Consider the following 24405-nt stretch of genomic DNA (forward strand, 5'->3'; position numbering starts at 1 on the left):
GCCAGCCTGTCCGCGGCCGCGCCCCGCGGGTCCCCCCCGGGGGCCCGGGGTGAGCCGGCCCCCCCCCCGCCCCCCCGGGGGGGGGCGCCGGGGGCGGGGATCCCGGGTCCGTCGGCTCAGACCGGGCGGCACTCCCAGCCCTCGGGGAGCGCGAACGGCAGGCACCCGGAGTTCGGCATCCCGGGAGGGCTCACGGGGACGTCGCCGGGGCTGATGACGAGCGGGATGCCGGACTGCGTGACGGGCCGGCCGTTGGCGTCGGCCACGGTCTCGAAGACGCCGTCGAGCGGCGCCAGGTCGTAGAACAGGACCGAGCCGTCGCCGAGGAGGTCGAGCACCCCGACGTCGGCGTACCCGTCCGGGTACTCGTCGGTGTCGAAGTAGAAGTACTCGAACTCGGCGTCACCGTCGGCGTTGAGCACCCAGGTGTCGTGGATCCCGTCCCCGTACCAGGTGTCGATCGTGTACCAGACGCCCGTCGACGTGGCGGCAGCCGGGGACGCGGCGAGCGTCGCCCCGGCCGCGACGGTCACGGCGACCAGGCCGAGACGCCCCAGCAGGCGGCGGCCGGAGGGCCGGTTCGGGGTGTCCGCGTGCGTGCGGTGGTTCCGGTTCATGGCGTGCTCCTCGTGGTGTGGTCGTTCCCGACGTCCACGAGGCTCGGATCGGGGTGACCCCACGACCAGGGACCCCAGGGCTGGGCGTGCGCCCCCGAGGGGTGGGGGGACCCCACCCCAGGAGGGGACCGGCCGCCGGCCCGGTGACGCGCGGGAACCGCTGCCGGGCCCGCCGCCCCTAGCCTGCGCGGATGCGGACCGAACGGGGCCTCGACCGCTTCGTCACGTTCCTCGACGCGGTCGTCGCCATCGCGATCACCCTGCTGGTGCTGCCGCTGACCGAGCTGCTCGACGGCGCGCAGCCGCGGACCGGCCTGGGCACGCTGCTGGCCGACGAGTCGTCACAGATCGGCGCGTTCTTCCTCAGCTTCGCCGTGATCGCGCGGCTCTGGCTGGTCCACCACCGGGTGGTCGAGACCGTGGGGTCCTACGACCGGGCGTTCCTCACCGCCAACCTGCTGTGGATCCTCACGATCGTCCTGCTGCCGTTCGCCACCCAGGTGTCGGCCCGCTACGGCACCGACCGGCCCGCGGTCGCGTTCTACATCGGCACGATCACGCTGAGCTCGTTCTGCCTCACGGCGATCAGCCTGCTGCTGTGGCGGCGCCCCGTCCTGCGCCGCGACGCCGCGGCGCCGGTCGGCCCCCCGTGGCCGTCGCTGGTCGCCAGCGGGCTGTTCCTCGTCGCCCTGCTGGCCGGGACGCTGCTGCCGGGGGTGCACTACTGGGCGATGTTCCTGCTGTTCCTGTCCGGGCCGGTCGAGTCCGTGCTGCGGCGCCGCGTCGCGGCGGCCTGATCCCCGGCCACCGTCACGTCCGTGAAGTGCTCGACGACCGGGAACGGGTCGTAGAAGGAGTGCAGCAGCGCCTTCCACTCCTGGTAGGCGGCCGAGCCGCGGAACCCCTCGGTGTGGTCCTCCAGCCGGTCCCACTCGACCAGCAGCAGGTAGGTCCCCGGGCGCTCGAGGCACCGGGACAGCCGCAGGGAGCGGAAGCCCGGGGACGCCGAGATGACCGGCCGGGCCCGCGCGAACGCCGCCTCGAACTCCTCCTCCCGGCCGGGCCGGACCGGGAGCAGCGCGTGCTCGAGCACCACCGGCGGTCAGGCGATGTCGGTGAGCTTGGTGCGCAGGTGCAGCACGGCCTTGGTGTGCAGCTGGCAGATGCGGCTCTCGGTGACGCCGAGGACGCGGCCGATGTCGGCCAGCGTCAGGCCCTCGAAGTAGTACAGGCTGACGACGACCTTCTCCCGCTCGGGCAGCTGCTCGACGGCACGGGCGAGCAGCTGGCGGGCCTCGCCGTGCTCGGCCATCGCCTGCGGGTCGAGGGCGTTGGCGTCCTGCAGCGTGTCGACCAGCCGCGGCGCGCCGCCGTCGTCGTCGGTGAGCAGCTCGTCGAGGGCGACGACGTTGACCAAGGAGAGCTGGCCGAGGAACTTGCGCACGTCCTCGACGTCCATCTCCATCGCCGTGGCGATCTCCTCGTCGGTCGGGCTGCGCCGGAGCTGGTTCTCCAGCGCGGCGACCGTCCGCTCGAACTGCCGGGCGCGCATCCGCACCGACCGCGGGATCCAGTCGGTGCTGCGCAGCTCGTCGATGATCGCGCCGCGGATGCGGGACATCGCGTAGCTCTCGAACTTGACCTCGCGCGAGGGCTGGTAGCGGGTGATCGCGTCGATGAGCCCGAAGGTGCCGTAGGAGACCAGGTCGGCCTGCTCGACGTGCGCCGGCAGACCGCTGCCGACCCGGCCGGCGACGTACTTGACCAGCGGCGCGTAGTGCAGGATCAGCCGGTCGCGCAGCTCCGGGGCACGGTCGGCGACGTACTGCGCCCACAGCTCGGCCAGCGCGGCGTCGGCGTCCTCCTCGGACTCGCCGCCGATCCGGTGGATGGTGGCCTCGGGCACGTCGGTCTCCCGGTTCGTGGTGGCTGGGGTCCTGCCGGACCCAAGGGACGGTCGGTGCAGTGGGCGGTCGGCTCAGGCCCGCGGGTGCGCCTGGGCGTGCACCGCACGTAGCCGCTCGACGGTCACGTGCGTGTAGATCTGCGTCGTCGCGAGGCTAGCGTGGCCGAGCAGCTCCTGGACGGAGCGCAGGTCGGCGCCGCCCTCCAGGACGTGGGTGGCCGCGGAGTGCCGCAGCCCGTGCGGGCCGACGTCGGGGGCGCCCGGCGCGCGGGCCACCGCGGCGTGCACGGTCCGGCGGGCCTCGCGCGGGTCCAGCCGCCGCCCGCGCCGGCCGAGCAGCAGCGCCGGGCCGGAGTCGGGGGTGGCCAGCGCCGGGCGGCCCCGGGTCAGCCAGGCGTCGAGCGCCCGCTCGGCCGGCGCGCCGTAGGGGACACTGCGCTCCTTGCGGCCCTTGCCGAGGACCCGCAGCAGCCGGCGGCCGCGGTCGACGTCGTCGACGTCGAGGCCGACCAGCTCGCTGACCCGGATGCCGCTGGCGTAGAGCAGCTCGAGGACGACGGCGTCGCGCAGGCCCACCGGGTCGTCGGCGCCGGCTGTGGACTCGACGACGGCGCGCGCCTGGTCGGGGGCGAGCACGTCGGGCAACGTCCGGTGCGCCTTGGGGCTGACCAGCCGCAGGCCGACGTCCTCGGGGGTGTGCCCCGAGCGGCGCAGCCAGGCGGTGAACGACCGGGCGGCGGCGGCGCGGCGGGCGGTGGTCGCGCGGCTGGCGCCGCGGGTGCGGCCCTGGGCCAGCCAGCTGCGCAGCGCCGCGAGGTCCAGCTCGTCGACCCGGGTGCCACCGCGGCGGGCGAGGTGGTCGAGCAGCCACACGGCGTCGGTGACGTAACCGCGGACGGTGTGCGCGGACAGGTCCCGCTCGTCGCGCAGCGCGTCCTCGTAGCCCTCGAGCGCGGCCGCGAGCGCCGGCGGCAGCGCGGCGCGGGCGTCGGCGGTCCGGGCGGTCACGCTCCGACCGTCCGACGGCGCCCCCGCCCGGTCAAGGCGCCGCGCCGGTCCGTTGTCCACGACGGAACGGGCGTCCCACCGTCCTCAGGGGCGCCGTGCCGCCTTCGGCGGCGGGGCGAGCCGCCACCCGGTGCCGGTCCACTGCACGAGCTCGGCGATCTCCAGGCCCGGCAGCACCCGCATCGCCTCCAGCGGGTCACAACCGGCCACCGCGGCCAGCCGCTCGGCGCTCACGCCGGTCCGGACGGGGCAGGCGTCGAGCACCCGGCGGGCCAGGTCGGACAGGCCGTCGCGCGGGGACGCGGGCCGCTGCTCCGGAGCGGCCAGGTCGTCCCCGAGGCTGCCGACCGCCTCGATGACCTGCGCGGCGTTGCCGACCAGCCGGGCACCGGACTCCTCCTCCCGCAGCAGCTCGTGGCAGCCGACCGACATCGCGCTCGTCACCGGGCCGGGCACGACCAGCACCTCCTTGCCCAGCGAGCGGGCGCGCCGGGCGGTCGCCTGCGCGCCGGAGCGGGCCGCGGCCTCGACCACCACGGTGCCGCGGGTGAGCCCGGCGATGATGCGGTTGCGGACCAGGAAGCGGTGCCGGTGCGGTGCCGCGCCCGGTGGCCACTCGCTGACCAGCAGGCCGCCGCTGCCGACGATGCGCTCGAACACCGCGGAGTGCGCGGCCGGGTAGGCCCGGTCGACCCCGCAGGCGAGCACCACCACGGTCGGGGCGCCCGCGGCCAGCGCACCGCGGTGGGCCGCGACGTCGATGCCGTAGGCGCCGCCGGAGACCACCGTCCAGCCGCGCTCCCCCAGCTGCGCGCCGAGGTCGGCGGCCACGTGCTCGCCGTAGGCCGTCGACGCCCGCGCGCCGACCACGGCCACCGAGCGGTCGACGGCCGGCCCGAGCGGCGGGTCCCCACGCACCCACAGGGCGACCGGCGGGACGAGCGCGGTGGTCCGGTCGTGCCGGCCGTCGCCGTCGCCGGTCCCGCCGGCGTAGGCGGCGACGGTCAGCGCGTGCAGGGGCAGCGCCGGCCACTCGTCGTCCTCGGGGACCACCAGCCGGGCGCCGCAGCGCTCGGCCCGGCGGAGGTCGGCGAGGGTGGCGTCCTGCTCGGCGCGCACGCCGACCAGGGCGCGGGCCCGCTCCGGCGCCGTCCCGCCCCGCAGCGCGCGCACCGCCGCGACCGGGCCGACGTCGTCGACCCACCGCCACAGGGCCACCGAGCCGGGCTCCGCGGCGCGGGTCAGCCAGGCGCGGGCGCGCCGGATGCCGGGGACCGCCACGCCGTCGACCGCGGCCGGGCCGCCGAGGGCGTCCTCGAGGTCCTCCTCCAGGGCCGGCGCGGTCACGCCGCCACCCGCTGCAGCCGCATGCCCAGCGCCTCGGCGACGTCGCCGCCGTCGGGGACGGCCCGCCCGGCGAGGTCGGCCAGGGTCCAGGACACCCGCAGCACGCGGTCGAGTCCGCGGACCGACAGCAGGCCGCGGTCCAGTGCCCGCTCGGCGAGGGCCAGCGCCGGCCGCGGCACCGCCCAGCGCTCGCGCAGCAGCCGCCCGGGCACCTGGCTGTTGAGCAGCAGGCCGGTGCCGCGCAGCCGGGCGGCCGCGGCCCCGCGGGCGGCCGCGACGCGGGCGGCCACCTCGGCGGTCGGCTCCGGGGCCGCGCCGGTGTCCAGCCAGGCGGCGCGGGTGACCGGCGGCAGCTCGATCCGCAGGTCGATGCGGTCCAGCAGCGGGCCGGACAGCCGCGACTGGTAGCGGCGGCGCTCCAGCGGGCTGCAGGTGCAGACGGAGTCGCCGGCCGCGCTGGCGCACGGGCACGGGTTGGCGGCGAGCACCAGCTGGGCGCGGCACGGGAAGGTCGCCGACCCGGCGGCCCGGCTGATCGTGACCTGGCCCCGCTCGAGCGGTTGGCGCAGCGTGTCCAGCGTGGCCCGGGGGAACTCCGGCGCCTCGTCCAGGAACAGCACGCCGCGGTGGGCGCGGCACAGCGCGCCGGGGCGGATGGCGCCCGAGCCGCCGCCGACGAGGGCGGCCATCGTGGCCGAGTGGTGCGGCGCCTCGAACGGCGGGCGGCTGAGCAGCGGCGCCCCCGGCGGCAGCGTGCCGGCGACCGAGTGGATGGCGGTGACCTCGAGCGCGGCCCGCTCGTCGAGGACGGGCAGCAGGCCGGGCAGCCGCTCGGCGAGCATCGTCTTGCCCGCCCCCGGCGGCCCGGTGAGGAGCAGGTGGTGCCCGCCGGCCGCGGCCACCTCCACCGCCCGCCGGCCCGCGGCCTGGCCGACGACGTCGCCGAGGTCCGGCGCCGGTGCCGGCGGGGGCAGCGGGCCGCGGACGTGCGGCGTCAGCCGGGCGCGGCCGGACAGGTGGGCCACCAGGTCGCCGAGGGTGCGCGGGGCGAGGACGTCGACGCCGTCGACCAGCGCGGCCTCCTCCGCGTTCCCGGCCGGGACGACGACCGTGCCGTGCCCGGCCCGGGCGGCGGCCAGCACGGCCGGGAGGACGCCGCGGACCGCGCGCACCGAGCCGTCGAGCCCGAGCTCGCCGAGCAGCACCAGCCCGTCGGCAGCGTCGGCCGGGAGGGTGCCGGCCGCGGCGAGCACGGCGGCGGCCAGCGCGAGGTCGAAGCCGCTCCCCTGCTTGGGCATCGACGCCGGCGACAGCCCGATGGTGATCCGGCGCATCGGCCAGGACGCGCCGGTGTTCACCACGGCCGCGCGGACGCGGTCGACCGACTGGCGCACCACGGCGTCGGGCAGGCCGACGAGCACCACGCCGGGGACGCCGGCGGACATGTCCACCTCGACCTCGACCATCGCGCCGGACACCCCGGCCAGCCCGACCGACCAGGTGCGGGCGAGCGTCACGAGAACGCCCCGCGCAGGTGGGTGACCAGCGCCGGCGCGGCCGGCCGCACCAGCACGCCGACGACGTCGAAGCGCAGGTCGGGCGCGTGCTCGGCGTGGGCGGCCAGCCACCGCTGGGCCAGCGTGCGCAGCCGCCGCTGCTTGGCCGCGGTCACCGCCTCGACGGGGTGGCCGAAGCCGGTGGCCCGGCGGGTCTTGACCTCGCAGAAGACGATCGCGGTGCCCTCGCGGGCGACGATGTCGAGCTCGCCGTCGCGGCACCGCCAGTTGCGGTCGAGGACGGCCAGGCCGGCGTCGGTGAGGTAGGCCGCGGCGATCGTCTCCCCGCGGCTGCCGAGTTCGGTTCTCGTGGACACCTGCCGACCGTGGCCCGGGCGGGCGCCCCGCACGGCGCGGGACGGCGGTCTGTGGACGACGGCCCGGGCTGTGGACGGCGCGGGCGGTCCCGTCGGCCCGGGCGGTCAGCCTCCCGGGCGTGCGGATGCGATCAGGTGAGGCGGGGCCCGTCGGGCAGCTCGAGGTCGGGCTTGTCCAGCTCCTCGACGTTGACGTCCTTGAACGTCAGCACCCGGACGTTGCGGACGAAGCGCGCGGGCCGGTACATGTCCCAGACCCAGGCGTCGGACAGCTTGAGCTCGAAGAACACCTCGCCGCCGGCCTCGCGGACCTGCAGGTCGACGGAGTTGGCCAGGTAGAACCGCCGCTCGGTCTCCACCACGTAGGTGAACTGCCGGACGATGTCCCGGTACTCGCGATAGAGCTGCAGCTCCATCTCGGTCTCGTACTTCTCCAGGTCCTCGGTGCTCATCGCGGCTCTCCGGAGATCGTGCGCATGCCCCCATCATCGACCATGCCGCCGGCAGCGGTGAGCTGGAGCTCCCGGACGGCGCGCGCGTCGCGGGCCCGGACGACGTTGACGAAGCGGGACCGGTGCTCGGGACAGGGCCCGTGACGCTCCAGCGCGGCGGTGTGCGCCTCGGTCGTGTAGCCCTTGTGCACCGCGAAGTCGTACTCGGGGAAGCGCTCGTGCAGGTCGAGCATGATCCGGTCCCGGGTGACCTTGGCCAGCACCGACGCCGCGGCCACGCAGGCGGCGACCCGGTCGCCCTTCCACACGGCCAGGGTCGGCACCCCGAGGCCGGGCACGGCGAAGCCGTCGGTGAGCACGTAGTCCGCCGCCGGGTCCAGCGCGCTGACCGCGCGGCGCAGCGCCTCGAGGTTGGTGACGTGCATGCCGCGCGCGTCGAGGTCGGCCACCGGGACGACCACGACCGACCAGGACAGCGCGCGGCCGACGACCTCGGCGTAGACCCGCTCCCGCGCCGCGGCGGTCAGGAGCTTGGAGTCGGCCAGCCCGGGCACCCGTCCGCGGCGGCCGGCGGGCAGCACGCAGGCGGCGGCGACCAGCGGTCCGGCGCACGCGCCGCGGCCGGCCTCGTCGGCACCGGCGACGGCGGAGAAGCCGCGCCGGCGCAGCGAGCGCTCCATGTCCCAGAGCGAGTCGTCGGGACCCGTGTCGCCGAGGGGGTCGGCACGGCGGGTGCGGGCGGCCGGCGTCGCGGCGGCCCGGTGAGCGGGGGGAAGACGGCCTGCCATCGCCGTCCGACCCTACGACGCCCCGGGGACACCACCCGGCCTCGGGACGGCGGGGTGCCCGGACGCGCGGACGGCGGCGGGCCGGCCCCCGGGGTCAGAGGGGGCCGGCCCGTCGTCCCGGTCCGGCCGCCGAGGAGGCGGACGGCCGGCCGGGGGGCGCCGGACCCGGCGCGGTGCTGCCGGGTCCGGGCGCCGGGATCAGACCTCGGCCGGGGCCGGGGCGGGGACGGTCAGCGCGTGGGCGCCGCAGCTGCAGGTGCCGGAGGAGCGGGAGGACAGGACCAGCGAGACGGCGTGCGCGCGGTCGCGGGCGCCGAGCTTGCGCAGGATCGCCTTCACGTGCGACTTGACGGTGTCCTCGCTGATGAACAGGTTGCGGCCGATCTGCCGGTTGGACTGGCCCTGCAGCAGCTCGTCGAGGACGTCCTGCTCGCGCCGGGTGAGCGGCACCTCGGGGGTCAGCGGCTTGCCGACCGGGGCGGCGGTCGGCTCGACCCGGCGGATCTGCGGGTCGACGACGGTCCGGCCGGCGCGGGCGGCGAGGATCGCCCAGCCGAGCAGGGTCGGCGAGGTGTTGAGCATCAGGTAGCCGCGGACACCGGCGGCGACCGCCTCGTTGACCACGGCCGGGTCCTCGGAGGTCGCGAGGGCGACGACGGCGACCCGCGGGAAGCGGCGGCGCAGGTCGCGGACGACGTTGAGGGTGGCGGCGCGGCCGGCGCCCATCTCGACGACCACGGCGTCGGGCCGGGCGGTCTCGACGAGGGTGAGGGCGCGGCGCAGCTCGCCGGGGGTGCCCACCGACTGCATGCCGGCGGTCTCGTTGATCATGCTGACCAGGCCGCGCCGCAGGACGGGGGCGTCGGCGAGGAGGAGCACGCGGGTGACGCCTCGGGTAGCGCTCGCCAGGGGTGCGGACACGACTTTCTCCATTTCGGTGGACCGGGTTGCTCTCGACTACTCCATCGGGATGAATGGCGCGGTCCTTGAACACTTCCTGGGGATTTTTCTCATGCCCGTATCGGTAGCGCTCGTCACAGGAGAAACCGGAGAGGTGAGCGTCTCCCATTTGTCGACTTGGGGACGCCGATTGCGAGAAATGGCGCGGGAAAGACGACGGCGCCGCCCCTGGGGAGGGACGGCGCCGTCGGGAGGCGGGGGGAGGTCAGTCCGGGGGCGGGCGGCGCAGCCGGCGCCGGCGGTTCCACGCCGCGACCGGCAGCGCGCCGACGAGGCCCGCACCCAGCGGGAGCACCTGGCCGACCGCGCCCGCGGCGGCCGCCTCCGTGCCCTGGATGTCCGGGGAGTCCAGCGTGCCGAACCGGGACACCGGCCAGACGATGAGCGCGGCCTTGCCGATGACGTCGTCGACGGCGATGGTGCCGCCGTAGCGGTCGCCGACGTGCGAGCGGGAGTCGGCCGAGGCCGACCGGTGGTCCCCCATGACCCACAGCCGGCCCTCGGGCACGGTGACGGGGCCGAAGGCGCGGGACTCCAGCGGGGTGTCCTCGTAGATGTAGGGCTCGTCGAGCGGCTCGCCGTCGACGGTCACCCGGCCCTCGGCGTCGCAGCACTGCACGGTCTGCCCGCCCACGGCGATGACCCGCTTGACGTAGTCGTCCTCGCTCGGCGGCGCCACGCCGACGGCCCGGCCCAGCCACAGCAGCCCGCCGGTGAACCAGTTCGAGGGCTCGGAGACCTCGACCTCGGGCGTCCAGGTGTCGGGGCCCTGGAAGACGACGATGTCACCGGGTTCAGGGTCGCCGAACCAGTACGGGACCTTGTTGACCAGGACGCGGTCACCGGTGCAGCCGGTGCAGCCGTGCAGCGTCTGCTCCATCGACCCGGAGGGGATGAAGAAGGCCTGGGCGAGGAAGGTCTTCACCAGCAGCGCGAGCACGAAGGCCACGAGCAGCAGCACGGGCAGCTCGCGCAGCAGCGAGCTCTTCTTCTCGGGATCGTCCCTCCGCCGCCAGGTGCGGCGGCGGCCACCGGCGTCCGGCCGCTCGGGCGTGGGGTCGTCCCCCGGGACGACGTCGGCGGGCCCTCCGGACCGATCGCTGCTCATCGGGAGCCAGCGTACGGCCGCGGAGGACCCGCCGTGGTCAGGCCGGGTCGGACCGGCCCGGAGTCGTCCGGCCGGAGCCGGGGACGGTCAGCGCGCGACGGTCTCGCGACGCTCCTTGATCTTGGCGGCCTTGCCGCGCAGCTCGCGGAGGTAGTAGAGCTTGGCCCGGCGGACGTCACCGCGGGTCAGCACCTCGATCTTCTCGACGACCGGGGTGTGCACCGGGAAGGTGCGCTCCACCCCCACGCCGAAGCTGACCTTGCGGACGGTGAAGGTCTCGCGGATCCCGCCGCCCTGGCGCCGGATGACGACGCCCTGGAAGACCTGGATGCGCGAGCGGTTGCCCTCGACGACGCGGACGTGCACCTTGACGGTGTCCCCGGGGCGGAACTCGGGGATGTCGTCGCGCAGCGAGTCGGCGTCGAGTACGTCCAGGGTGTTCATCGCAGCATTCCTCGGTCTCAGCGTTGGCTCGTCGTCGGCCCGGGCATCGGGGTGCCCCACGCTCCGGACCAGGTGGCTGCGACTCCGGGAGGAGTGCCCGTCGGCGGCGCCTCCGGTCTGCAGCGACTCTCTACTGTGCCACACGGGCGCCACGCTGCCGAGCGCGGGCCGGACCGGGCTGGTCCCGGGGCCGGTCAGTCGACCACGCGGGGTGGCCGGCGCCACGGCCTGGCCAGCAGCTCGGGCAGGACGCCGGCGAGCTCGCGGGGTGCGAACTCCACGTCCGCCGCGGCGATCTCGGCGGCGGTCCACCAGCGGTGCGGCTCCTCCCCGAGCAGCTCCAGCTCGGTGCGGCCGGTGGCGTCCACCTCGTGGACGACGTCGCGCAGGACGAAGAAGGTCTCCCGCGAGTCGATCTGCACGCCGGCGAACGGGCCGACGTGCCGCCGGAACCACACCGGGCCCTCCAGGGCCGCGGGGTCGACGACCAGGCCGATCTCCTCGGCCAGCTCGCGGGCGGCGGCCTCGCGGACGCTCTCGCCGTCCTCCACTCCCCCGCCGGGCGTGTACCAGAACAGCACGTCGCCGGGCGGGACGGCGGGGTCGGTCAGCCGGGCGCCGAGCAGCAGCACCCGGCCGTCGGGGTCGAGGACGACCACCCGCGCCGTCGGCCGGACCCAGGGGCGGTCAGGCACCGTCGAGGACCGCGCGGTCGGCGGGCGACAGCGCGTCCTCCGGCAGCGCGGCCAGCAGGTCGGGACGCCGGGTCGCGGTCCGCCGCAGCGACTCCGCACGCCGCCAGCGGGCGATCGCCGCGTGGTCGCCGGACAGCAGCACCGGCGGGACGTCCAGCCCGCGCCACGACGCCGGGCGGGTGTAGGAGGGCCCCTCGAGCAGCCCGTCGGCGTGCGAGTCGAACTCGACCGACTCCCGGTTGCCGACGACGCCGGGCAGCAGCCGGGTGACCGCCTCGACCATCACCAGCACCGCGGACTCGCCGCCGGCCAGCACGTAGTCGCCGATCGAGACCTCCGACACCGGCCCGGCCGCGGCGGCCCACTCGGCCACCCGCTGGTCGATGCCCTCGTAGCGGCCGCAGGCGAACACCAGCCCGGGCTCGGCGGACCACTCGGCGGCGACGGCCTGGGTGAACGGGCGCCCGGCCGGCGTGGGCACCACCAGCCGGGTGCCGGGCGGGCGGACGGCCTCCAGGGCACGCGCCCAGGGCTCGGGGCGCATGACCATGCCGGGGCCGCCGCCGTAGGGGGCGTCGTCGACGGTGCGGTGGACGTCGTCGGTCCACTGCCGCAGGTCGTGCACGCCGACGGAGACCAGGCCGCGCTCGGCGGCCTTCCCGAGCAGCGACTGGCGCAGCGGCGCCAGGTACTCGGGGAAGATCGTGACGACGTCGACGCGGTACGGGGCGCTCACAGCTCGAGCAGCCCCTCGGGCGGGTCGACGACGACGAACCCGCGGGCGAGGTCGACGGTCGGCACGATCGCCGTGACGAACGGCACCAGCAGCTCGCCCCCCTCGGCGCGGTCGACGACCAGCAGGTCCGCGCCCTCGTGGCGGACCGCGGTGACCTCGCCCAGCGGCGTGCCGTCGGTCAGCCGGGCGGCCAGGCCGACCAGTTGGTGGTCGTAGAAGGCGTCGGGGTCCTCCAGCGCCGGCAGGTCGGCGACCGGGACCTCGAGCAGGGTGTCGCGGAGGGTCTCGACGGTCTCGCGGCTGTCGTAGCCCTCGAACGCGAGCAGCAGCACCTCGCGGTGCCAGCGGGCGCCGGCGACGGTCAGCGGACCGCGCTCGGCGGGGACGGTGCGCAGGACGGCCCCGGGGCGGAAGCGCTCACCGGGGTCGTCGGTGCGGACCTCGACGGTGGCCTCACCACGGACACCGTGGGGCCGGCCGATGCGGCCGACCACCACGGTGTCGGTGGAGGAGTTCTGCGCGTCCAAGCCGCGCGGCTCAGCGCCCGTCGGTGTCGACGACGTCGACCCGCAGGCCGCGGCCGCCGACGCCGGTCATGACGGTGCGCAGCGCCTTGGCGGTGCGCCCGCCGCGGCCGATCACCTTGCCGAGGTCGTCAGGGTGGACCCGGACCTCGAGGGTCTTGCCGCGACGGCCGCCGACCAGGTCGACGGTGACGTCGCGCGGGTGGTCGACGATGCCCTTGACCAGGTGCTCGAGCGCCTCTTCGAGCACGTCTTACTCGGCGGGCGTCGCGGTGGCGCCGGCGGCCGGGCCCTCGCCACCGGCAGCGGCGGCCTCGGCCACCGTGGCGGCGGCGTCGTCGGCCTTGGGAGCGGCCTTCTTCTTCGGGGTGGTCGCACCGGCGGCCGGCTCCTCGCCGGCGCTGCGGACGGCCTCCTCGTAGAGGGCCTTGCGGTCGGGCTTGGGGGCGGCGACCTTCATGGGCGGCGGGGCCGGCTCGCCCTTGAACTTCTGCCAGTCGCCGGTGACGCGGAGGATCGCCGCGACCGGCTCGGTCGGCTGCGCGCCGACGCCCAGCCAGTACTGCGCGCGCTCGCTGTCGACCTCGATGAAGGAGGGCTCCTCCTTCGGGTGGTACTTGCCGATCGTCTCGATGACGCGACCCTCGCGCTTGGTGCGCGAGTCGGCGACGACGATGCGGTAGTACGGAGCACGCATCTTGCCCAGACGCATGAGCTTGATCTTGGTGGCCACGGTGGCTCGGAATCTCCTCGAACGCTGTTCGTCGGTGCTCGCCGGACGGACGCGTGGGGTTACGCCGGGGCGGAGCCAGGGACACGGCCGGCGTCGGTGAGAGGGCCGCGCACCGCCGTGTTCGACCGACCATGATGCCAGATGCCGGGAGGCGTGCCATGACCAGCCGGGGTCTGCTCCACCACGTCGAGCTGTGGGTGCCCGACCTCGCCCGCGCCGAGCGCTCGTGGGGCTGGCTGCTGACCGCGCTGGGCGCGCAGCCGTACCAGTCGTGGGAGCACGGCCGGTCCTGGCGGCTCGGCGACGTGTACGTCGTCGTCGAGCACTCCCCCGACCTCGCCGCGGACACCCACGAGCGCCGCCGGCCGGGCCTCAACCACCTCGCGTTCTGGGCGGGCACCGCCGACGACCTCGACGACCTGGTGACCGCGGCGCCGGCGCACGGGTGGCGGCTGCTGTTCGCCGACCGCCACCCGTTCGCCGGCGGCCCGCAGCACCGCGCCGCCTACCTCGAGGACGCCGACGGCTACGAGGTCGAGTTGGTCTCCGACCGGACCTGAGCGAGCACCGCAGCGGCGGCGTCGGCCACCGGCACCTCGGACCGCTCCCCCGTCGCCCGGTCCCGCAGCTCGACGACGCCGTCGGCCAGCCCCCGGCCGACGGTCACGATGGTCGGCATCCCGAGCAGCTCGGCGTCCTTGAACTTCACCCCGGGCGACACCTTCGGCCGGTCGTCGTAGAGCACGGTCAGCCCGGCGGCGACCAGCTCGTCGGACAGGGCCTGCGCGGCCTCGAACACCGCGGCGTCCTTGCCCGTGGCGACGACGTGCACGTCGGCCGGGGCGATCTCGCGCGGCCAGACCAGGCCCAGCTCGTCGTGGGTGGACTCGGCGATCGCGGCGACGGCGCGGGAGACGCCGATGCCGTAGGAGCCCATGGTGACCGTGACGAGCTTGCCGTTCTCGTCGAGCACCTGGAGGCCGAGGGCGTCGGCGTACTTGCGGCCCAGCTGGAAGATGTGCCCGATCTCCACGCCGCGGGCGAGCTCCAGCGGGCCCGAGCCGTCGGGCGCGGGGTCACCGGGCAGCACCTCGGCGGCCTCCACGGTGCCGTCCCAGGAGAAGTCGCGGCCGGCCACCAGGTCGAACACGTGCTTGCCCGGCTCGTTGGCGCCGGTGACCCAGCGGGTGCCGGGGACGACGCGGGGGTCGACGAGGTAGCGGATGCCCGACTCGCTGTCCTTCCCGAGCACCTGCGGGCCGATGTAGCCCTTGACCAGCGCCGGGTGCGCCTCGAAGTCGGTGAACGGTTCCACCTCGGCCGGCGCCACCTGCGCCTCCAGCCGCTTGGCGTCGACCTCGCGGTCGCCGGGGATGCCGATCACCAGCGGCTCCCGGGTGCCGTCGGGGTGCACCAGGGTGACGACGACGTTCTTCAGCGTCGACGCGGCCGTGTACCCGGCGTCGGGGAACAGCTCCCGCGCGACGGCGACCAGCGTCTCGATGGTCGGGGTGTCGGGGGTGTCCTCGACGTGCGCCTCGGGCAGGCCCTCGATCGGCAGCGGGTCGGGGACGACGGTGCCGACCGCCTCGACGTTGGCCGCGTAGCCGCCGGCCGAGCGGACGAAGGTGTCCTCGCCGATCTCGGTCGGGTGGAGGAACTCCTCGCTCTTGGAGCCGCCCATCGCCCCGGACATCGCCGAGACGATCACGTAGTCGAGGCCCAGCCGGTCGAAGATCCGGACGTAGGCGGCGCGGTGCGCGGCGTAGGAGGCGTCCAGGCCCGCGTCGTCGACGTCGAAGGAGTAGCTGTCCTTCATCGTGAACTCGCGGGTGCGGAACAGCCCGGCCCGGGGCCGCGCCTCGTCCCGGTACTTGGTCTGGATCTGGTACAGCGACAGCGGGAGGTCCTTGTACGACGAGTACAGGTCCTTCACCAGGAGCGTGAACACCTCCTCGTGGGTGGGGCCGAGGAGGAAGTCCGCGCCCCGGCGGTCCTGCAGCCGGAAGAGGTTGGGGCCGTACTCGGTCCAGCGGTTGGTCGCCTCGTAGGGCTCGCGGGGCAGCAGCGCCGGGAAGTGCACCTCCTGCGCGCCCATCCGGTCCATCTCCTCGCGGACGACGCGCTCGACGTTGCGGAAGACCCGGTAGCCCAGGGGCAGCCAGGTGAAGCCGCCCGGCGCGGCCCGGCGGATGTAGCCGGCCCGCACGAGCAGGCGGTGGCTGGGCACCTCGGCGTCGGCCGGGTCGTCGCGCAGGGTGCGCAGGAACAGGGAGGACATCCGCAACAGCACGGCACGAGTCTCCCAGGGCGCGCGAACGGGTTGTGCCGCGCGGTCAGCCGCTCGCAAGAGCGGCGCAAGCAGGGGCCGCGACCGTCGTCCCCAGCGAGCCGCCGACCGGCGGCCCTCCCCCGCCGAGACCCGGCTCGAGCTCCCTGGAGTCCCCCGTGCGCACCCCCCGTCGCCTGGCCACCGCCGTCCTCGCCCTCACCGCCGGCGCCTCGCTGGCCGCCTGCTCCACCGCGGTCAGCGGCTCGGCCACGCCCGTGTCGCAGGGGTCGGAGGCCTCGACGGAGCCGGCCGCCCCGCCGGTGGAGGAGACCGGCGGGACCGAGCCCGTGACCGACCCCGCGCCCGGGACGGAGCCCGCGCCCGGGTCCGGCAGCGTGCCCACGAGCGACGAGGACCTGCCGGTCCCCGGCGCGGGCGTCCCCGGCGACGAGGGCCTGTGCCAGGCGGTGGCCGGGTGGTTCGGCTACGTCGGCCTGTCGCTGATCTCGGTCGACGAGACCGGCTACGTCGACCCGGCCGGCGTCGTCCCGCTGCTCGAGGCCCTGCGCGACGCCCCGGCCGGGCACCGGGACGCCAGCGCGCCGGTGCTCGCCGCCGCCGACGCCGTCTCCGCGGCCACCGACGCCGCGATCGACGACGTGCAGTCCGGCGGCGACGTCATCACCGCGGTCACCGGCCTCACCGGACCGGTCACCGAGTTCGGCACCGCCTGCGCGGCCGCCGGCGTCAGCGTCTGACCGGACCGCGCTCCCGCCCGGACGGCGTGCGGACGCCGTCCCGGGCGGGAGCGCCCGGTCGTCGGAGCCGTGGTCGTCGGAGCCGTCGTCGGCGCCGTGCCCGCCGCCGGAGTCGCCGCCGCGGTCGTCGCCCGGCGGGTCGTCGGAACCGTGTCCCCCCGGTGCACGTCACCTGCGCCGACGGCGGCGGTCAACCAGCTCGCCGGCCGGATCGAGGAGCTGCTGGTCGCCGAGCGGGAGTCCGTCGCCGACCTCGCCCACCGGCTGCGCACGCCGCTGACCGCGCTGCAGCTGGACGCCGAGGCGCTGCCGCCGGCGGGGCGCGACCGCGTCCTCGACGGGGTCGACGCGGTCGGCCGCGCGGTCGACGACGTGATCCGCGAGGCCCGCCGGCCCCGGGTGCCCGCCGAGGACCTCGCCGCCGCGCTCGACGCCCTGATCGGCAACGTCTTCGCCCACACCCCCGACGGCACGGGGCTCGTGCTCGGCGTCCGGCCGCGCGCGGGCGGCGCCGCCCGGGTGACCGTGCGCGACGACGGCCCGGGGCTGCCCGAGGCGGCGGTGGACCGGGCTCGGGCTGGACATCGCCCGGCGCACCGCCGAGGCCTCCGGCGGCGGGCTACGGCTGGCGTCGTCCCGCCGCGGCACGGAGGTGGTCCTCGAGCTCGGGGCCCCTAGCGGTGCACCCGGCCGCGCAGCACGGTGAGCTGCGGCCGGGTCAGGACGCCGAGGTCGGCGCGCGGGTCGCCGTCGTAGACGGTGAGGTCGGCCGGCGCGCCCTCCTCGATGCCGGGCAGGCCCAGCCAGGTGCGCGCGGACCACGACGCCGCGGCCAGCGCGGCCTCGGCGGGCAGGCCGGCGTCGCACAGCGCGCGGACCTCGTCGGCGATCCGGCCGTGCTCGATGCCGCCGCCGGCGTCGGTGCCGGCGAACACGGGCACGCCGGCCTCGAACGCCGCCCGCACCACCGCACCCGAGGACGCGTACAGCCGCCGCATCGTGCTCGCGTACGCCGGGAACCTCGCCTCCCCCGCGGCGGCGAAGCCGGGGAAGTTCTCCACGTTGACCAGCGTCGGGACGACGGCGGTGCCGCGCGCGGCCATCTCGCCGACCAGGTCCTCGGTGAGCCCGGTGCCGTGCTCGATGCAGTCGATGCCGGCGCGGACCAGGTCGGGCAGCGCGTCGGTGCCGAAGGTGTGCGCGGTGACCCGCGCGCCCTCCTCGTGCGCCGCCGCGATCGCCTCGGCCACGACGTCGGCCGGCCACTCGGGCGCGAGGTCCCCCACCGACCGGTCGATCCAGTCGCCGACCAGCTTCACCCAGCCGTCGCCGCGCCGGGCCTGCACCCGCACCTGCTCGACCAGCCCGGCGGGCTCCAGCTCGACCGCCAGCCCCGGGATGTAGCGCCGGGTCGCGGCCAGGTGCCGGCCGGCGCGGACGATCGTCGGCAGGTCGGGCTCGTCGTCCAGCGCCCGGGTGTCCACCGGCGAGCCGCAGTCGCGCAGCGCCAGCACCCCGGCGGCCCGCTCGGCCAGCGCCTGCTCGCGCAGCCCGGCGAGGTCCTCGACGGGCACCCCGCCCCGGCCGATGCCGACGTGGCAGTGCGCGTCGACCAGGCCCGGCAGCAGCCAGCCGCCGCGGGAGACGGTCTCGGCGCCCGGGACCCGCTCGAAGGTGACCCGGCCGTCGCGGATCCACAGGTCGCGGTGCTCGCCCTCGGGGAGGACGACCCCGGACAGGTGCAGGGCGGGGGCGGTCACCGCCCGGGCCGCTCGTCCCCGAACTTGCTGAAGTCGAGCTTGCTCAGGTCCGGCAGCGCCTGGCCCGGCGGCAGCGAGGGCATGCCGCCCGGCAGCCCGCCCGGGAAGCCGGCGCCCGGGGGCAGGCCCGGGGCGCCCATCGGCCGGCGGGCCGGGGCCTTGCCGCCGCCAGCCTTCTTGCCGCTGCCCTTCTTGCCCTTGCCCTTCTTCGAGGACTGGGCCTGCATCTGCCGGCCGCGGGCCTTCTTCGACATCGGGCCCATGCCCGGCAGGCCCATGCTGCCGGCCATCTGGCCCATCATCTTCTGGGCCTGCGCGAAGCGCTCCAGCAGCTGGTTGACCTCGGTGACGGTCACCCCCGAGCCGTTGGCGATGCGCACCCGCCGCGACGCGTTGATGATCTTCGAGTCGACCCGCTCCTGCGGGGTCATCGAGCGGATGATCGCCGCGGTGCGGTCCAGGTCGCGGTCGTCGACCTGCTTGAGCTGCTCCTTCATCGCGCCCGCGCCGGGCAGCATGCCGAGCAGGTTGGCGATCGGGCCCATCTTGCGGATGGCCATCATCTGCTCGAGGAAGTCCTCGAGGGTGAACCCCTCGCGGCTGACGAGCTTGCCGGCCATCTTCTCGGCCTGCTCGGCGTCGAAGGCCTGCTCGGCCTGCTCGATGAGGGTGAGCACGTCGCCCATGCCGAGGATGCGCGAGGCCATCCGCTCGGGGTGGAAGACGTCGAAGTCGGTGAGCTTCTCTCCGGTGGAGGCGAACATGATCGGCTGCCCGGTCACGTAGCGGACCGAGAGCGCGGCACCACCGCGGGCGTCGCCGTCGAGCTTGGTGAGCACCACGCCGGAGAAGCCGACGCCGTCGCGGAAGGCCTCGGCCGTGGTGACGGCGTCCTGGCCGATCATCGCGTCGACGACGAACAGCGTCTCGTCGGGCTGGACGGCGTCGCGGATGCCGGCGGCCTGCGCCATCAGCTCGGCGTCGATGCCCAGCCGGCCGGCGGTGTCGACGACGACGACGTCGTGCATGGTGCGGCGGGCGTGCTCGATCGAGTCGGCGGCCACCCGGATCGGGTCGCCGACGCCGTTGCCCGGCTCGGGCGCGTAGACGTCGACCCCGGCCTGGCCGGCGACGATCGTCAGCTGGTTGACCGCGTTGGGGCGCTGCAGGTCGCAGGCCACCAGCAGGGGGGCGTGCCCCTGGCTCTTCAGCCAGCGGCCGAGCTTGCCGGCCAGCGTGGTCTTACCGGAGCCCTGCAGACCGGCGAGCATGATCACCGTGGGCGAGGTCTTGGCGTAGCGCAGCCGCCGGGTCTCGCCGCCGAGGATCTCGATGAGCTCCTCGTTGACGATCTTGATGACCTGCTGCGCCGGGTTGAGCGCCTGCGACACCGCGGCGCCGCGCGCCCGCTCCTTGATCGCGGCGATGAAGGCGCGCACCACCGGCAGCGCGACGTCGGCCTCGAGCAGCGCGATGCGGATCTCGCGCGCGGTGGCGTCGATGTCGGCGTCGGTCAGCCGGCCCTTGCCCCGCAGGCCGGTGAAGACCTTGTCGAGGCGGTCGGAGAGAGTCTCGAACACAGCACGTCCTCGTCGGGTGTCGCGGGCACGGCCCGCCGGTCAGACCGACCGGCGACACGGCACGGACCCGGCCGGGTCCTCGCGCCTCCTGTCCCCAGCGTATCGACCGCAGCGCGCCGACCGGTCCGGCCGCGACCGGTGCCGCCCGTCAGCCCCGGGAGGAGGCGGCGTCCCCGAGCACCAGGGCGAGGAACTCCCCCGTGCGGACGTGCTCCTCGAGGGGGTGGCGGAAGTGCCCCTCGGTGGACACGGTGTAGCGGTTGCGCCGGCCCACCCGCTCGCGGACGACGTAGCCCGCCTGCTCGAGGTCTGCCACGATCATCTGCACCGCACGCTCGGTGATCCCGACGCGTTCGGCCACGTCGCGGACGCGGGCCTCGGGATCGGCCGCCAGGCTCACCAGGACGTGGCCGTGGTTGGACAGGAAGGTCCACCCGGGCGAGGAGACGGCCACGGGCAGCACCGTACGCGGGCCCCGCTCCGCACGCGCAGCCTTGTACCCGAAGTGGATTGCACGTATTGTGGTTCGTGCGAGGGGAGTACCCGACCGCATCCGCGAAGCCGCCGCCCGTCAGTCCCGGCTCCCGCCCGGGCGCGGCCGGTCCTCCGGGACCGGGGGAGACCTCGCCCGACCGTGGGAGTCCCCGTGACCACGCTCGACCTCGCCCCGCCGACCACCCCCGCGCGGCCGGACGTCCCGGCGCCCGCCGCAGCCCGTCCCCTCGGGCCGCCCAGGGGCGGCCCGTCCCGGCTGCTGGCCGTCGTCACCGGCCGCGAGCGCGCGTCGGAGGTCCTCGACGAGGCCCACCGCACCGCCCGGGAGACCAGGCTGGAGGTGCACACCGCCCTGCTCCTCCCCCGCGTGCCCGTCCCGCGGGTGCCCGTCGCCCTCGACGCCGCTCTCGTGGCCCGGCTGGTGGAGGAGGCCGACCGGGAGGAGACCGAGCTGGTCACCCTGGTGGTCCAGCGCGCGGCCGCCGCCGGCGTCCCGGTGCGCATCGGCGTCCACCGGTTGTCCGGACTGCACGGCCCCCGCCGCGAGCGGGTCCTCGACCGCACCGTCGCCCGCCTGGCCCGGCGGCTGGACGCCGTGCCGCTGGGCTGGCCGGCGCCGTGACGGCCACCCGGGCCCGGATCGAGTGGCCCTCCCCCGAGCAGGTGCTCCTGCTGCAGTCGGTCCGCGCCGACCGGTGCGTGTCCCTGCTGGCGGCGACGACCCCGGCGCCCCGCATGACCGACGACGACGCCGCCCGCCTGCAGCGCCTGGCCGCCGAGGCCGCGGACCGGCTGGCCCGCGACGGCGCACCCCCGTCCCTGGCCGACGCGGTGGCCGGGGCGGTGGCCGGCGCGCGGCGCGGTCCCACCGGGGCGGGGATCGCGGTCTACGTGAACGGCGTGGTGCAGGAGGTGGTGCGCCTGCCGGTGCCCGTCTCCGACCGCGTCGTCGTGGACCCGACCTTCGCCACCCGGGACCTGGTCCGCGCCCTGCACCGCACGCCGCGACACGTCGTCCTGCTGCTGTCGGGCCGGGAGGCGCGGCTGCTCGAGGGCGTCGCCGGCGAGCTGCGGCCACCGCCGCGGTCGGCGTTCCCGCTCACGGCGCGGGACGAGGACGCCGACGCCTTCCTGCGCCGGGTCGACCGGGCGCTGGGTACCCACCTGCGGCTGCACCCCGCCCCGCTGGTCCTCGTGGGCAACGACCGCGCGACGGCCCGCTTCCGCCGCCTGTCGCGCAACACCGCCCGGCTGGCCGGGACGGTGCCCGCCGACCTGACCCGCGCGCCCCTGCCGGTGCTCGTACCGCGGATCCGCGAGGTGCTCGAGCAGTACCTGCTGTCCCGTCAGGGCGAGGCGCTGGCCCACCTGGAGCGGCGGCGCTCCCGGCACGCGGTGGTCGAGGGCATCGACGCGGCCTGGCTGGCCGCCCGGCGGGAGCGGCCGGAGATGCTCGCCGTCGAGGAGGGGTTCGCCCACCCGGCCCGCCTGAGCCCGGACGGCGACTTCCTCCTCCCCGCCGACGACGTCGAGCACCCCGACGTGGTCGACGACGTGGTGGACGAGCTGATCGAGCTGGTCCTGCTCCGCGGCGGGTGGATCGCGTTCGTGACCGACGGCGCCCTGTCCGCCTCCGGCCGGGTGGCGCTGACCCTCCGGTGACCCGGAGGCCGCGGAGGTCCTCCCTCAGGCCGCGCGGCGCACCGCCGCCACGACGACGACCTCGGCCCCGCCGGCCAGGAGCGCACCGCCGCAGCCGGTGCAGATCCACTCCGGGCACTCGCCGCCGTCGTCGGTGTGCCCGTCGGCGCACGGCGGCTGCTCGAACACGCGGTCCTCCCCGCAGTCCCGGCACGGCCAGGTCGGCAGGGCTGCGGTCTGCTGGACGGTCACGCGGATCCCCCTCGGCGTCGGATGCGGGACCGGTCCGTCCCGCCTCGTCCCGACGGTCGCACGGGTCACCGACAGTTCCCGGCCGCCTCAGCCCGGCGTGTCGCCTCCGGTGCGCGCCGGGTCGGGGACGGCGCCGCGCGCCGCGGCCACCAGCGCGGCCTCCACTCGGGCCCGCTGCCCGGCGTCGATCGGGCAGCCGGTGGGGGTGCACACGTAGAAGTAGTCGGCGGCGTCGGCCCCGAGGGTCTCGATCCGCGCGGAGGTGACGTCGAGGCCCTCGGCGGCGAGCGCGGCGGTGAGCCGGTACAGCAGGCCGGCCCGGTCGCCGGCGCGCACCTCGACGATGCTGGTCGCCTCCCCGCTGACCTCCGAGTCGTGCCAGGAGATCCGCGGCGGCGCGGACCGGGCGGCGTCCTGCCGGTAGTCGGCCTCGCGCTGGCGCAGCCGGTCGGCCAGCGGCAGCGTCCCCTCCAGGGCGGCGCGGACGGCGTCGGCGAGGATCGTCGGCTGCGGTGCGCGGCCGAACCGCGGGCGGACGGCGAACACGGCGGTGGCCCGGCCCCCCACGACGTTCACCTTGGCCGCGCGGACGTCGAGCTGGTTGAGCGCGAGCACCCCCGCGAGCCGGCTGAACAGGCCGTGCGCGTCGGGCGCCCCGATGGTCACCTGCTGGCCGTCGGCGACGTCCTCGACGCCCACGGTGACCGCACCGTCGCCGCCGGCCTGGGTGACCGTCGGCTCGGTGGGGTGCAGCACCGGGTCGGGCCCGTCGACGACGGTGCCGCCGAGGTGCGCCTGCACGCGGGCCACCAGGTGGGCGACCAGGTGCGCCTTCCACGGCGACCACGCCGAGGTGCTGGTGGCCGCGCCGTCGGCCTGCGCCAGCGCGTGCAGCAGCTGCAGCACCTGGGCGTCCCGGCCGATGGTGTCGGCGACCCGCTCGATGGTGGCCGGGTCGTCGATGTCGCGGCGGGTGGCGGTGTCGGGCAGCAGCAGGTGGTGGCGGACCAGCGTGCCCACGGTGGCGACGTCGGCCGGCGCGAAGCCCATGCGCTCGGCGACGCCGGCGGCGATCGGCTCCCCGACGACGCTGTGGTCGCCGGGCCAGCCCTTGCCGAGGTCGTGCAGCAGCGCCGCGACCAGCAGCAGGTCGGGCCGGTCGACGTCGTGGGTGAGCTCGGCGGCGGCCGCGGCGGCCTCGACCAGGTGCCGGTCGACGGTGAACCGGTGCCACGGGTGGCGCTGCGGCAGCGACCGCACCCGGGCCCACTCCGGCAGCAGGCGCGCCAGCAGGCCCTCCTGGTCCAGCTGCTCGAGGACCGGCACCGCCGAGCGGCCGCTGGCCAGCAGCCGCAGGAACGACCAGCGCACCTCGGCCGGCCACGGCTCGGGCACCGGCGGCGAGTGCACCGCGAGCACCTTGAGCGTGTAGGGCGACAGCAGCAGGTCGGCGCGGGCGGCGGCCGCGGCGCCGCGCAGCACGAGGCCGGGGTCGGCCGCCGGGCGCGCGTCGCGGGCGAGCACCACCTCGTCGCCCTGGCGCACCACGCCCTCGGCCAGCGGTTCGCGGCGCACCCGGCGGTAGCGGGCGCGCGGCCGCCGGACCAGCGCGGCCTCGACGCGCCGCCAGGTGTCGTCGGCGACGAAGGCCAGCCGGCGCCCGGCCAGGCTCACCTCGCGCAGCAGCACGTCCTCGTCGGCGAGGCCGAGCGCCGCGGCGACCGGGCGCTGCTCCTGGCGCACGAGCACGTCGTTGGGCCGGCCGGTGCGGCGGCGCAGCTCGTCGCGGACGTCGAGCAGGAAGGAGTAGGCCGCCTCGGCCTCGGCGGAGGGCTCGTCGCCGAGCTGGGCGGCGGCGACGGCGCGCAGCACCTGGCCCTCGCGCAGGCCGCCGTAGGCCTCCTTGAGGTCGGGCTCGAGGAGGAAGGCCAGCTCGCCGACCTGGCGGGCGCGGCCGCGGCGCAGGTCGCGCAGCTGCGGCAGCAGCCTCGACGCCGACTGCCGCCAGCTGGCCAGCGTGGCGGTGCGCAGCGACGCGGCGAGGGCGGCGTCGCCGGCGACCAGCCGCGCGTCGAGCAGCCCGAGGCCGGCCTTCACGTCGGTGGAGGCCACCGACACGGCCTCGGGCACCGAGCGCACCGAGTGGTCCAGCCGGACGCCGGCGTCCCAGATCGGGTACCAGACGGCGTCGGCGAGGGCGGCGACCTCCGGCCGGCCGTCGTGGACCAGCACGAGGTCCAGGTCGCCGTGCGGGGGCGGCTCGCGGCGGCCGAGGCTGCCCACGGCGACGAGCGCGACGCCGTCGGTGCCGGTCAGCGGCGGGGGCCCGCCGCGGCCCTGCCGCGGCGGCGGCGTGCCGGCCACGGCGTCGGCCAGCAGGCCGCCCAGCCAGGCGTCGAGCACCCGCACCCGCTCGGCGCGCGGCAGGTCGGGCAGCCCCTTCAGGTCCGGCACGG

At 76.4% G+C, this 24405-nt stretch carries 29 protein-coding genes; 6 read left to right on the plus strand and 23 right to left on the minus strand.

The annotated features are described in order from the left end of the window. Nucleotides 1-116: 116 nt before the first annotated feature. The gene (locus tag ACI796_RS04905) at nucleotides 117-617 is read right to left on the minus strand and encodes a hypothetical protein (protein ID WP_456940122.1); all 501 of its coding nucleotides are present in this window, start codon (nucleotides 615-617) and stop codon (nucleotides 117-119) included. Nucleotides 618-808: 191 nt separating this feature from the next. Here ACI796_RS04905 and ACI796_RS04910 point away from each other — a divergent pair, with 191 nt between their 5' ends. Next, nucleotides 809-1414, plus strand: a complete 606-nt coding sequence (locus tag ACI796_RS04910; protein ID WP_456940123.1) for a TMEM175 family protein — start codon at nucleotides 809-811, stop codon at nucleotides 1412-1414. On the opposite strand, the gene ACI796_RS04915 is transcribed toward ACI796_RS04910, so the two are convergent. From ACI796_RS04915 to rpsP, 16 genes are all read right to left on the minus strand, one after another. Further along, nucleotides 1339-1713 carry an antibiotic biosynthesis monooxygenase family protein gene (locus ACI796_RS04915; protein WP_456940124.1) on the minus strand — a complete coding sequence of 125 codons (375 nt, stop codon included), beginning with the start codon at nucleotides 1711-1713 and terminating at the stop codon, nucleotides 1339-1341. The two genes, ACI796_RS04910 and ACI796_RS04915, sit on opposite strands and share 76 nt — an antisense overlap. 6 nt (nucleotides 1714-1719) lie before the next feature. Further along, complete coding sequence (whiG, locus tag ACI796_RS04920; RefSeq protein WP_456940125.1) at nucleotides 1720-2523, minus strand: RNA polymerase sigma factor WhiG; 804 nt, start codon at nucleotides 2521-2523, stop codon at nucleotides 1720-1722. A 72-nt stretch (nucleotides 2524-2595) separates the two neighbouring features. Further along, nucleotides 2596-3531: a tyrosine-type recombinase/integrase gene (locus tag ACI796_RS04925; protein WP_456940126.1), complete on the minus strand. Its 936-nt coding sequence runs from the start codon at nucleotides 3529-3531 to the stop codon at nucleotides 2596-2598. Nucleotides 3532-3615: 84 nt separating this feature from the next. Then, the gene (gene dprA / locus ACI796_RS04930) at nucleotides 3616-4878 is read right to left on the minus strand and encodes a DNA-processing protein DprA (protein WP_456940127.1); all 1263 of its coding nucleotides are present in this window, start codon (nucleotides 4876-4878) and stop codon (nucleotides 3616-3618) included. Next, nucleotides 4875-6395 carry a YifB family Mg chelatase-like AAA ATPase gene (locus tag ACI796_RS04935; RefSeq protein WP_456940128.1) on the minus strand — a complete coding sequence of 507 codons (1521 nt, stop codon included), beginning with the start codon at nucleotides 6393-6395 and terminating at the stop codon, nucleotides 4875-4877. Before ACI796_RS04935 ends, dprA begins: the two co-directional genes overlap by 4 nt. After that, nucleotides 6392-6751, minus strand: a complete 360-nt coding sequence (locus ACI796_RS04940) for a YraN family protein (protein WP_456940129.1) — start codon at nucleotides 6749-6751, stop codon at nucleotides 6392-6394. Before ACI796_RS04940 ends, ACI796_RS04935 begins: the two co-directional genes overlap by 4 nt. Before the next feature lie 131 nt (nucleotides 6752-6882). Next, entirely contained in the window at nucleotides 6883-7203 is a 321-nt protein-coding gene (locus ACI796_RS04945; RefSeq protein ID WP_446756854.1) for a DUF2469 domain-containing protein, read from the minus strand. Further along, nucleotides 7200-7991, minus strand: a complete 792-nt coding sequence (locus ACI796_RS04950) for a ribonuclease HII (RefSeq protein ID WP_456940130.1) — start codon at nucleotides 7989-7991, stop codon at nucleotides 7200-7202. The genes ACI796_RS04945 and ACI796_RS04950 overlap by 4 nt, the downstream gene beginning before the upstream one ends. 198 nt (nucleotides 7992-8189) lie before the next feature. Further along, nucleotides 8190-8912, minus strand: a complete 723-nt coding sequence (locus tag ACI796_RS04955; protein WP_456940131.1) for a LuxR C-terminal-related transcriptional regulator — start codon at nucleotides 8910-8912, stop codon at nucleotides 8190-8192. A 244-nt stretch (nucleotides 8913-9156) separates the two neighbouring features. Next, nucleotides 9157-10059 (minus strand): signal peptidase I, encoded by a 903-nt coding sequence (gene lepB / locus ACI796_RS04960; RefSeq protein WP_456940132.1) that lies wholly within the window; start codon nucleotides 10057-10059, stop codon nucleotides 9157-9159. Between the two features lie 87 nt (nucleotides 10060-10146). Beyond that, nucleotides 10147-10503 (minus strand): 50S ribosomal protein L19, encoded by a 357-nt coding sequence (gene rplS / locus ACI796_RS04965; RefSeq protein ID WP_387993438.1) that lies wholly within the window; start codon nucleotides 10501-10503, stop codon nucleotides 10147-10149. A 194-nt stretch (nucleotides 10504-10697) separates the two neighbouring features. Beyond that, complete coding sequence (locus ACI796_RS04970; RefSeq protein ID WP_456940133.1) at nucleotides 10698-11198, minus strand: NUDIX hydrolase; 501 nt, start codon at nucleotides 11196-11198, stop codon at nucleotides 10698-10700. Then, nucleotides 11191-11934, minus strand: a complete 744-nt coding sequence (gene trmD, locus ACI796_RS04975; RefSeq protein ID WP_456940134.1) for a tRNA (guanosine(37)-N1)-methyltransferase TrmD — start codon at nucleotides 11932-11934, stop codon at nucleotides 11191-11193. Before trmD ends, ACI796_RS04970 begins: the two co-directional genes overlap by 8 nt. Then, nucleotides 11931-12461, minus strand: a complete 531-nt coding sequence (gene rimM / locus ACI796_RS04980) for a ribosome maturation factor RimM (protein WP_456940135.1) — start codon at nucleotides 12459-12461, stop codon at nucleotides 11931-11933. The genes trmD and rimM overlap by 4 nt, the downstream gene beginning before the upstream one ends. 10 nt (nucleotides 12462-12471) lie before the next feature. Next, on the minus strand, nucleotides 12472-12708 hold the full coding sequence (locus tag ACI796_RS04985; RefSeq protein ID WP_387993447.1) for an RNA-binding protein: 237 nt from the start codon (nucleotides 12706-12708) through the stop codon (nucleotides 12472-12474). 3 nt (nucleotides 12709-12711) lie between these two features. Next, the gene (rpsP, locus tag ACI796_RS04990) at nucleotides 12712-13191 is read right to left on the minus strand and encodes a 30S ribosomal protein S16 (protein WP_456940136.1); all 480 of its coding nucleotides are present in this window, start codon (nucleotides 13189-13191) and stop codon (nucleotides 12712-12714) included. A 158-nt stretch (nucleotides 13192-13349) separates the two neighbouring features. Between rpsP and ACI796_RS04995 the strand changes: the two genes are divergently transcribed. Next, entirely contained in the window at nucleotides 13350-13751 is a 402-nt protein-coding gene (locus tag ACI796_RS04995) for a VOC family protein (RefSeq protein ID WP_456940137.1), read from the plus strand. On the opposite strand, the gene ACI796_RS05000 is transcribed toward ACI796_RS04995, so the two are convergent. Then, entirely contained in the window at nucleotides 13718-15484 is a 1767-nt protein-coding gene (locus tag ACI796_RS05000) for a proline--tRNA ligase (RefSeq protein ID WP_456940138.1), read from the minus strand. The genes ACI796_RS04995 and ACI796_RS05000 overlap by 34 nt on opposite strands. A 155-nt stretch (nucleotides 15485-15639) precedes the next feature. On the opposite strand from ACI796_RS05000, the gene ACI796_RS05005 reads away from it, so the two are divergent. Both ACI796_RS05005 and ACI796_RS05010 read left to right on the plus strand, forming a co-directional pair. Then, nucleotides 15640-16221 carry a hypothetical protein gene (locus ACI796_RS05005; RefSeq protein ID WP_456940139.1) on the plus strand — a complete coding sequence of 194 codons (582 nt, stop codon included), beginning with the start codon at nucleotides 15640-15642 and terminating at the stop codon, nucleotides 16219-16221. A gap of 69 nt (nucleotides 16222-16290) precedes the next feature. After that, nucleotides 16291-16899 carry a histidine kinase dimerization/phospho-acceptor domain-containing protein gene (locus ACI796_RS05010; protein ID WP_456940140.1) on the plus strand — a complete coding sequence of 203 codons (609 nt, stop codon included), beginning with the start codon at nucleotides 16291-16293 and terminating at the stop codon, nucleotides 16897-16899. Here the strand turns inward: ACI796_RS05010 and ACI796_RS05015 are convergent. The 3 genes from ACI796_RS05015 to ACI796_RS05025 form a co-directional block, all read right to left on the minus strand. Further along, on the minus strand, nucleotides 16896-17981 hold the full coding sequence (locus ACI796_RS05015; protein ID WP_456940141.1) for an amidohydrolase family protein: 1086 nt from the start codon (nucleotides 17979-17981) through the stop codon (nucleotides 16896-16898). The two genes, ACI796_RS05010 and ACI796_RS05015, sit on opposite strands and share 4 nt — an antisense overlap. After that, nucleotides 17978-19561: a signal recognition particle protein gene (ffh, locus tag ACI796_RS05020; RefSeq protein ID WP_456940142.1), complete on the minus strand. Its 1584-nt coding sequence runs from the start codon at nucleotides 19559-19561 to the stop codon at nucleotides 17978-17980. Before ffh ends, ACI796_RS05015 begins: the two co-directional genes overlap by 4 nt. Nucleotides 19562-19709: 148 nt before the next feature. Continuing rightward, nucleotides 19710-20015, minus strand: a complete 306-nt coding sequence (locus tag ACI796_RS05025) for a helix-turn-helix transcriptional regulator (RefSeq protein WP_456940143.1) — start codon at nucleotides 20013-20015, stop codon at nucleotides 19710-19712. A gap of 192 nt (nucleotides 20016-20207) precedes the next feature. On the opposite strand from ACI796_RS05025, the gene ACI796_RS05030 reads away from it, so the two are divergent. Then, nucleotides 20208-20678, plus strand: coding sequence for a hypothetical protein (locus ACI796_RS05030; protein WP_456940144.1), 471 nt, complete (start codon nucleotides 20208-20210; stop codon nucleotides 20676-20678). Next, nucleotides 20675-21718 carry a baeRF3 domain-containing protein gene (locus ACI796_RS05035; protein ID WP_456940145.1) on the plus strand — a complete coding sequence of 348 codons (1044 nt, stop codon included), beginning with the start codon at nucleotides 20675-20677 and terminating at the stop codon, nucleotides 21716-21718. The genes ACI796_RS05030 and ACI796_RS05035 overlap by 4 nt, the downstream gene beginning before the upstream one ends. 24 nt (nucleotides 21719-21742) lie before the next feature. Here ACI796_RS05035 and ACI796_RS05040 read toward each other — a convergent pair whose 3' ends face one another. Beyond that, the gene (locus ACI796_RS05040) at nucleotides 21743-21949 is read right to left on the minus strand and encodes a hypothetical protein (protein WP_456940146.1); all 207 of its coding nucleotides are present in this window, start codon (nucleotides 21947-21949) and stop codon (nucleotides 21743-21745) included. Nucleotides 21950-22036: 87 nt separating this feature from the next. Further along, entirely contained in the window at nucleotides 22037-24403 is a 2367-nt protein-coding gene (locus ACI796_RS05045; protein WP_456940147.1) for a [protein-PII] uridylyltransferase, read from the minus strand. Between the last annotated feature and the right edge of the window lie 2 nt (nucleotides 24404-24405).

This window comes from Geodermatophilus sp. SYSU D00525 (assembly GCF_054050475.1).